The sequence below is a fragment of the Plasticicumulans sp. genome (assembly GCF_035331805.1).
Classification (GTDB): Bacteria; Pseudomonadota; Gammaproteobacteria; order Competibacterales; family Competibacteraceae; genus Plasticicumulans.
Window position 1 is genome coordinate 1 of sequence record NZ_DAOLKE010000074.1, and the last position, 8,046, is coordinate 8,046.

The 8,046-nt window shown below is 70.3% G+C and carries 11 protein-coding genes; 8 read left to right on the plus strand and 3 right to left on the minus strand.

Features of this window, described 5'->3' with window-relative positions; all coding sequences use genetic code 11:
• On the plus strand, window positions 1-243 hold a 243-nt coding region (locus tag PKE44_RS07505), incomplete at its 5' end, for a hypothetical protein (RefSeq protein ID WP_324549663.1).
• 35 nt (window positions 244-278) lie between these two features.
• On the opposite strand, the gene PKE44_RS07510 is transcribed toward PKE44_RS07505, so the two are convergent.
• The 3 genes from PKE44_RS07510 to PKE44_RS07520 all read right to left on the minus strand — a co-directional run bounded on the left by PKE44_RS07510 (window position 279) and on the right by PKE44_RS07520 (window position 2,686).
• Window positions 279-950, minus strand: coding sequence for a hypothetical protein (locus PKE44_RS07510; protein WP_324549665.1), 672 nt, complete (start codon window positions 948-950; stop codon window positions 279-281).
• A 94-nt stretch (window positions 951-1,044) separates the two neighbouring features.
• A complete protein-coding gene (locus tag PKE44_RS07515) occupies window positions 1,045-2,046 on the minus strand; it encodes a DUF5924 family protein (RefSeq protein WP_324549667.1) in 1,002 nt (333 codons plus the stop codon).
• Window positions 2,047-2,074: 28 nt separating this feature from the next.
• Complete coding sequence (locus PKE44_RS07520) at window positions 2,075-2,686, minus strand: Maf family nucleotide pyrophosphatase (RefSeq protein ID WP_324549668.1); 612 nt, start codon at window positions 2,684-2,686, stop codon at window positions 2,075-2,077.
• Window positions 2,687-2,787: 101 nt separating this feature from the next.
• Between PKE44_RS07520 and PKE44_RS07525 the strand changes: the two genes are divergently transcribed.
• From PKE44_RS07525 to acpP, 7 genes are all read left to right on the plus strand, one after another.
• Entirely contained in the window at window positions 2,788-3,339 is a 552-nt protein-coding gene (locus PKE44_RS07525; RefSeq protein ID WP_324549670.1) for a YceD family protein, read from the plus strand.
• Between the two features lie 47 nt (window positions 3,340-3,386).
• Window positions 3,387-3,569, plus strand: coding sequence for a 50S ribosomal protein L32 (rpmF, locus tag PKE44_RS07530; RefSeq protein ID WP_324549674.1), 183 nt, complete (start codon window positions 3,387-3,389; stop codon window positions 3,567-3,569).
• A gap of 106 nt (window positions 3,570-3,675) precedes the next feature.
• Window positions 3,676-4,704, plus strand: a complete 1,029-nt coding sequence (gene plsX / locus PKE44_RS07535) for a phosphate acyltransferase PlsX (protein ID WP_324549677.1) — start codon at window positions 3,676-3,678, stop codon at window positions 4,702-4,704.
• Complete coding sequence (locus PKE44_RS07540; protein WP_324549679.1) at window positions 4,701-5,669, plus strand: beta-ketoacyl-ACP synthase III; 969 nt, start codon at window positions 4,701-4,703, stop codon at window positions 5,667-5,669. The genes plsX and PKE44_RS07540 overlap by 4 nt, the downstream gene beginning before the upstream one ends.
• Window positions 5,670-5,757: 88 nt before the next feature.
• Window positions 5,758-6,705: an ACP S-malonyltransferase gene (gene fabD, locus PKE44_RS07545; RefSeq protein ID WP_324549682.1), complete on the plus strand. Its 948-nt coding sequence runs from the start codon at window positions 5,758-5,760 to the stop codon at window positions 6,703-6,705.
• 5 nt (window positions 6,706-6,710) lie between these two features.
• On the plus strand, window positions 6,711-7,454 hold the full coding sequence (gene fabG, locus PKE44_RS07550; RefSeq protein ID WP_324549684.1) for a 3-oxoacyl-ACP reductase FabG: 744 nt from the start codon (window positions 6,711-6,713) through the stop codon (window positions 7,452-7,454).
• 165 nt (window positions 7,455-7,619) lie between these two features.
• On the plus strand, window positions 7,620-7,862 hold the full coding sequence (gene acpP / locus PKE44_RS07555; RefSeq protein WP_324549685.1) for an acyl carrier protein: 243 nt from the start codon (window positions 7,620-7,622) through the stop codon (window positions 7,860-7,862).
• Window positions 7,863-8,046 lie beyond the last annotated feature (184 nt).

Here is an 8,046-nt window from a genome sequence, read left to right on the forward strand (position 1 = left end):
GCCGCCGACTGGCAGGCGGCAGCGCCGGCCGCGCTCGCGGCGACCCTGCTCGCACGCCGCTCGGGCGATCGCGTGCGCGACCTGCCGGAAGAACTCTGCCGGCGCGTCGGCGCGCGGCTGCGCGCGACGCGCCAGCCCGAGAGCTGGGTGCGCATGGTCGAGGCAGTCGTCGAACTCGACGAGGCCGACCGCAAGCGCGTGTTCGGCGAGGCGCTGCCGCCGGGGCTGCGGCTGGCCGGTTGAGGCGCGCAGCGAATCCGTGGCCGCGCGCGACGAAATCAGTGGCCGGAGATCGTGTGCTTCGGCAGATGCAGGCTGCCGGGAAGCCGGATGGCGGGCAGCGTCAGCGCGGTGGCCGGGCCCGGCTGCGGTGCAACGACCACCGGAGCCGGCGGTTTCGGCCAGCCACTGCCGTCGATGCCGTCCTGCGTGCCGTCGTAGCTGGCGAAGGTGCTGCCGGAGTCGTCGCCGTTGCGGTTCGCGATCGAATTGCGCACGGAATTCTCATAGCGGCCGCTGTATTTGCCGATCAGGTCCTTGAAGCGCCCGTATTCGCCGTAGTTGTCGCCGCTGCCAGGATTCGCGCTGCCGGCGGACGGCAGGATGGTGCTGCTGTAGCCATGTCGGGTCAGGACCAGCGCCGCATCGATTTCATTGTGATTGACCAGTTCGCCGCCGGTCGGCCGGACGCTGGTCAGCGACATCGGTGCCGGGGCTGCCTGCACCGGGGCATGCAGCAGTCCGGCGTTGAAAAACAACTGCTGTTCCAGGGTGCCGTCGAAATAGGCATCGGTGCTGCCGGCGGCACTGAGGGGTACGTAGGCCGGGGGGGCGGCCGCGAGCGGCGAATGTCCGTGCAAGCCGGGTGGCAGCGACTGGGCCGCAACCGAAGCGGCACCGAGCAAGGCCAGCAGGGCGAGGGGCAGGCGGCCCGAGCCGGTGAATGTCATGGCGATCCTCCTGCTGCACGCCTCGGTGCAGCTTGCGGTCAGGGACGATCTGTTCCGGCCAGCATAGCGCCGGCTCCGTGGCCTGCCGGCCGGATCAGGGCGTCGTGCGCACCTCGAAACCGAGCCGGCCGATGCGCTGGCCGCCGCGGGTCTCGGCGGTCACGGTCCAGTAGCCGGCCGGAGCCTCGTCGAACCGGCGCTTGAAGGTCCAGGTCCGGTAACCGGCCTCGCGCCCGCCGGTGATCTCGATCGGGATGCGCTCGAACTCGACGCCATCGTGGCGCCAGACGTGGAACACCGGCTCCTTGAGGCCGGCCGGTGCGCGCAGCGCCATGTAGGCATAGACGCCCTGCTGCAGCCGGGCCGGGCTCAGCACGACGGCGACCTCGCCGGGGCGCAGCTGCCTGCGGTCGAACTGCTGCGTGATCGCGCCGCTGGTCATCCACAGCGTGATCGGCGGCACCCAGGGCCGGATCGCCCACAGCGCCGCGACCGCGCCGAGCAGCAGCACGATCCTGCCCCAGCGCCGCCAGCCCCAGCGCAGGCGGATGAAGCCCTGCGCGGCGACGACGAAGCCGGTCGCGAGCGCCAGCCGGTAACCGCTGACGGTATCGAGCCGGAACACCACCGGCGCGAAGGCCTGCATCGCCAGGAAGGCGACGAGGCCGTGGAAGGCATAGAAGCGCCAGCGCCGCGGGCACACGTAGCGGAAGTACAGCGGGTCGATCAGCGAGACCAGGCAGAGGATCGCCACCGCGCCGGTGAACAGCGCCTGACCCGTGCCCCAGTCGGTGGCGCGCAGCAGGAAGGGCAGGCCGAAGAACAGGGTCTCCTGATGCACGGCCTGCGTCGCGTAGCGCGCCAGCCGCCGCGACAGCCGCCAGCCGCGCATCGGCTTCAGCCACGGCTCGGCGAGCAGCCAGACCCAGCTCGCGAACACCGTGAACACCAGCCAGGCGGCGAGTCTGTCGGTGCGCTCGATCAGCGCGTAGCTGGCGACGCCGATCGCGAAGGCGAGATACGGCCACGCGAAGTGCAGCACGCGCACCGCGGCGCGCAGGCGCGGGCGTTCGGCGAGCCACGGCGAGTCGATCACCGGCCGGTTCCGGCGGACCGCACCGGCATCAGAAGCCGGTCAGCACGTCGACGCCCTCGGCATCGAGCATGCGCACGAGCGCGATCAGCGGCAGGCCGACCAGCGCGTCCGGGTCGGCCCCGAGGATCGCCTCGAACAGCGCGATGCCGAGCCCTTCGCATTTGAAGCTGCCGGCGCAGTCGTAGGGCTGCTCGCGGCGCAGGTAGCACTCGATCTGCTGCGGCAGCAGCTCGCGAAAGCGCACGACGGTTTCGGCGACTTCGAGCTGCGTGCCGCCGCCATCGGCATCGAGCAGGCACAGGCCGGTCAGGAAGTGCAGCTCCCGGCCGCTCGCCTGCGCGAGCTGTTCGCGGGCGCGTTCGTGCGTGCCGGGCTTGCCGAGGATCGCGCCGTCGAGCAGCGCCACCTGATCGGAGCCGATCACCAGCGCGCCGGGCTCGCGCTGCGCGACCGCCGCCGCCTTGGCGAGCGACAGGCGCGCGACCAGCCCGCGCGGCGATTCGCCGTTGCGCGGGGTTTCGTCGGTGCCGGGAGCGACGCAGGCGAAGGGCAGGCGCAGGCGTTCGAGCAGCGCGCGGCGGTACGGCGAGGTCGAGGCGAGCAGCAGGCGCCGGCCGTCGGGCAGGCAGGCATCGGTCATCGGAATCAGGCCTCGCGGCAGGGCAGAGGCCCCAGCGTAGGGAGCGGCGGGGCCGCGCGGCAACGGGCCGGCGCGTTTTGACTTGCCCGGGGTGAACCCATATGATGCGCGCCCTTATGCATGCCCGCCCCCCAGACCGCTTCGATCCGTGGAAGTTCGCCGTCAACGGCGGGACGCTCGCGGGCGAGTGGCCGGTGGCGACGCTGGCGCGCTTCGCGGAACTCCTGCACGAACCCGTTGGCAGCGTGCGCTGGCGACTCGCCGGCGAGCGTGATGCCGATGGCCGCAAGCTGGTGCATGTGTGGCTCGATGCCGAACCCCGGCTGAGCTGCCAGCGCTGCCTGGGGCCGGTGACGCTGGCCGTGCAGGTCGATGCCCTGCTCGCGCCGATCGCCGCCGAGTCGCAGGCCCCCCAGCTGCCGGCGCAGTACGAGCCGCTGCTCGCCGGCGACGAGGGCGTGTCGATCGCGGAACTGCTGGAGGATGAACTGATCCTCGCGCTGCCGCTGGTCGCGATGCATGAAGATGAACGCGAGTGCGCAGCCGGCGGCTACGCCTTGCCGCCGACTGCCGGGCCGGCACCGGTCGCGGACGGGAAACCGAACCCGTTCGCGGCGCTGTCGACCCTGTTGAAAAACCCGAAGGACGCCTGAGCGTCCTTCCACCGGAAACCTCCGGCACCCAATCAGGAGTCCCGATCATGGCCGTCCAGCAGAACCGCAAGTCCCGTTCGCGTCGCGACATGCGCCGCTCCCACGACCACCTCGAAGCCAGCACGCTGTCGGTCGACCGCACCAGCGGCGAGACCCACCTGCGTCACCACGTGTCCCCGGACGGCTTCTATCGCGGCCGTCGCGTGATCGCCGCCAAGGCTGAAGAGTGAGACCGGCCGGCACCATGCCGGCCCGAGCGCAGACGAGCCTCCCTAGCGGAGGCTTCGTCGTTATGGCCGCACGTGTGCGCCGCGTGTGTCACGGAAAGCAGCCGAAATGACCCGACCGATCACGATCGCGCTCGACGCGATGGGCGGCGACTTCGGACCCGAGGTCGTCGTCCCCGCAGCACTCGATTTTCTGGAAGCGCGCACGGATCTGCAGCTGATCCTCGTCGGCCGTCCCGACGTGCTCGAAGCCCGTCTTGCCGCCTGCGGCGGACTCGGCCGTGCCGGCCTGAGCATCCATGCCGCGAGCGAGGTCGTCGGCATGGACGAGCCGCCGGCGCAGGCGCTGAAGCACAAGAAGGACTCCTCGATGCGCGTGGCGATCAACCTCGTCAAGAGCGGCGAGGCCGACGCCTGCGTCAGTGCCGGCAACACCGGCGCGCTGATGGCGACCGCACGCTTCGTGCTGCGCACGCTGCCCGGCATCGACCGGCCGGCGATCTGCACGACGCTGCCGACCGTGCACGGTCACGTGCACATGCTCGATCTCGGCGCCAACGCCGACTGCAAGTCCGATCACCTGCTGCAGTTCGCGGTGATGGGCGCGGAACTCGCCCGCGCCGTCGACGGCCTGCCGGCGCCGCGCGTCGGGCTGCTGAACATCGGCTCCGAGGACATCAAGGGCAACGAGCTGGTCAAGGAAACCCACGCGCTGCTCGGCAATTCCGATCTCAACTACATCGGCTACGTCGAGGGTGACGGCGTCTACCTGAGTCCGGTCGATGTCGTGGTCTGCGACGGCTTCGTCGGCAACGTCGCGCTGAAGACCAGCGAGGGCGTCGCCAAGCTGGTGCGCCACTTCATCGGCGAGGAATTCCGCCGCAGCCTGCCGAACAGGATCGCCGGGCTGATCGCCGGGCCGGTATTGCGGGCCTTCGCGAAACGTATCGACCCGCGCCGCTACAATGGTGCAAGCCTGCTCGGCCTCAACGGCATCGTCATCAAGAGCCATGGCGGCGCCGACCGGCTGGCCTTCGCCAATGCGCTGCGCATCGCGGCGATCGAGGTCGAGAAGAACGTCCCGGCGCTGATCAAGCATCACCTCGGCGCCCTGCATGCCGGAGGGGACGCGACGTGAAGCATGCCCGGATCATCGGCACCGGCAGCTACCTGCCCGAGCGCGTGCTCGACAACGCCGCGCTCGAAAAGCTGGTCGAGACCAGCGACGACTGGATCGTCGAGCGCACCGGCGTGCGCCGGCGCCACATCGCCGCCGAGCACGAGACCACGGCCGATCTCGCCGAGCATGCCGCGCGCGCCGCGATCGCGATGGCCGGTGTCGATCCGCTGTCGATCGACCTGATCGTCGTCGCGACCACGACGCCGGATCACGTCTTCCCGAGCGTCGCGACCCAGATCCAGGAGCGCCTCGGCTGCCACGGCTGCCCGGCCTTCGACGTGCAGGCGGTCTGTGCCGGCTTCGTGTTCGCCTTGTCGGTCGCCGACCAGTTCGTGCGCACCGGCATGAGCCGGCGGGCGCTGGTGATCGGGGCCGAGACCTTCTCGCGCATCCTCGACTACCGCGATCGCGGCACCTGCATCCTGTTCGGCGACGGTGCCGGCGCGGTGCTGCTCGACGCCGCCGAGACCCCGGGCATCATCGCCACGCACCTGCACGCCGACGGTCGCTACAAGGAACTGCTGTGGGTGCCGAACGGCGTCTCCAGCGGCTACGACGAGACGCAGAAGAACCGCGCCTACGTGTCGATGCGCGGCAACGAGGTGTTCAAGTTCGCCGTCAACACGCTCGGGCGCGTTGCCGTCGAGACCCTCGAAAAGAACGGCATCGACGCGGCCGAACTCGACTGGCTGATCCCGCACCAGGCGAACCTGCGCATCATCCAGGCGACCGCGCGCAAGCTCGGCCTGCCGATGGAGAAGGTCATCGTCACGGTCGCCGAGCACGGCAACACCTCGGCGGCCTCGGTGCCGCTCGCGCTCGATCTCGGCGTGCGCGACGGCCGCATCCGCCCCGGTCAGCTGCTGCTGCTCGAAGCCTTCGGCGGCGGCTTCACCTGGGGTTCGGCGCTGGTCCGCTACTGAGCCGCCGGCCATCCATGTCCATCCAGGCGTCCGCCGCTGCCCGGCATCCGGCTGCGTGCGGCGGCGTCACCAGCAGGGAGTCCCGCGCATGAGCACTTCGTCCACGCTCGCCTTCGCGTTTCCGGGGCAGGGTTCGCAGTCGGTCGGCATGCTCGCCGAAGCCGCCACCCGGCCCGAGGTGCGCGACACCTTCGCCGAGGCCGGCGAGGCGCTCGGCTTCGATCTCTGGCAGCTGGTGCAGGCCGGCCCCGAGGCCGAGCTGAACCGCACCGACAACACGCAGCCGGCGATGCTGGCCGCCGGCGTGGCGCTCTGGCGCGTCTGGTGCGCCGAAGGCGGTCCGCAGCCGGCGCTGCTCGCCGGTCATTCGCTCGGCGAGTACACGGCGCTGGTCGCCGCCGGCGCGCTCGGTTTCGCCGATGCCGTGCGCCTCGTGGCCGAGCGCGGCCGGCTGATGCAGGCCGCGGTGCCGGCCGGGGCCGGCGCGATGGCCGCGCTGCTCGGGCTCGACGAGCCGGCCGTGCGCGAGGCCTGCGCCGAAGCGGCACAGGGCGAGGTGGTCGAGGCCGTGAACCTCAACGCCCCCGGCCAGATCGTCATCGCCGGCGCCGCGACAGCGGTCGCACGCGCGGTCGAGGCGGCGAAGGCGCGCGGTGCCAAGCGCGCCGTCGTGCTGCCGGTCAGCGTGCCCTCGCACTGCGCGCTGATGCGCCCGGCCGCCGAGCGTCTGGCCGAACGTCTCGCTGCAGTTGACCTGCGCACGCCGTCGATCCCGGTGCTGCACAACGCCGATGTCGCCCGCCACGCCGAAGCGGACGCGATCCGCGCCGCCCTCGTGCGCCAGCTGCACAGCCCGGTGCGCTGGATCGAGACGATCGAGGCGATGGCTGCCGCCGGCATCACGACCGTCGTCGAATGCGGCCCCGGCAAGGTGCTCGCCGGCATGAACAAGCGCATCGTCAAGGGGCTCGCCGCTCCGACCATGCCCGATCTCAGCGCACTGCTCGCGGTGCTCGCCGACCAGAAGGGAGCCTGAACCCCATGAACCTCGAACAGCGCGTGGCACTCGTCACCGGCGCGAGCCGCGGCATCGGCCAGGCCATCGCCCGCGAGCTCGGCCGGCGCGGCGCGACCGTCGTCGGCACCGCGACCAGTGAATCCGGCGCCGCGGCGATCAGCGAATATCTCGCCGCCGACGGCATCCGCGGCCGCGGCCTGATGCTCAACGTCACCGACGCCGCCGCGATCGAGGCGGCGGTGAAGGCCGTCACCCAGGAGTTCGGCAGCCTGTCCATCCTCGTCAACAATGCCGGCATCACGCGCGACAACCTGCTGATGCGCATGAAGGACGAGGAATGGGACGACATCATCGCCACCAACCTGACCTCGGTGTACCGGCTCAGCAAGGCGGTGATCCGCGGCATGATGAAGGCCCGTCACGGGCGCATCATCACGGTCGGTTCGGTGGTCGGCAGCACCGGCAATCCGGGCCAGACCAATTACGCCGCCGCCAAGGCCGGCCTGCTCGGCTTCACGAAGTCGCTGGCGCGCGAGATCGGTTCGCGCGGCATCACCGTCAATGCGGTCGCGCCCGGCTTCATCGATACCGACATGACGCGTGCGCTGCCCGAGGAGGCCCGTGCGGCGCTGGTGCGCAGCATTCCGCTCGAACGGCTCGGCCGGCCCGAGGACATCGCGCATGCCGTCGCCTATCTGGCCTCGGACGAAGCCGGCTACGTGACCGGCGAAACCCTGCATGTCAATGGCGGCATGCACATGCCCTGAGCCGTGCCGCAAGGCTTCGGCCTGCCGGTTCGGTTTCGTGCAAGATCATGATGCTGCAGGGGTTTGTCGCGCTGCGATTGCACATGACGGCGCTTGGACCGGGCAAATCGTTTCACTTACAATAACCGGCGGCATTTGCCCCGAACTTCCGCTGCGAGGAAACCAATGAGCACCATCGAAGAGCGCGTCAAGAAAATCATCATGGAGCAGCTGGACGTCAAGGAGGAAGACGTCACCAGCGACGCCTCCTTCGTCGATGATCTCGGCGCCGACTCCCTCGATACCGTCGAACTGGTCATGGCGCTCGAAGAAGAATTCGAGTGCGAAATCCCCGACGAGGATGCCGAGAAGATCACGACGGTGCAGCAGGCCATCGACTACGTGACCGCGAACGCCGCCGGCAACTGAGCTGGCGACGGGTCGGGGCACTTGCGCCGCCTCGGTGGCGGCGCGGCTTCTCTACCTTCCGTAATTCCTTTCCTCACCGCCTGATGCAGTTGCCGGCCCTGCCGGCACGCGGCGCGGGTCGCAAGAGGGCCGCTGTTTGGGCACTACAGGCAAGAGACGCGTCGTCGTCACCGGACTGGGCATC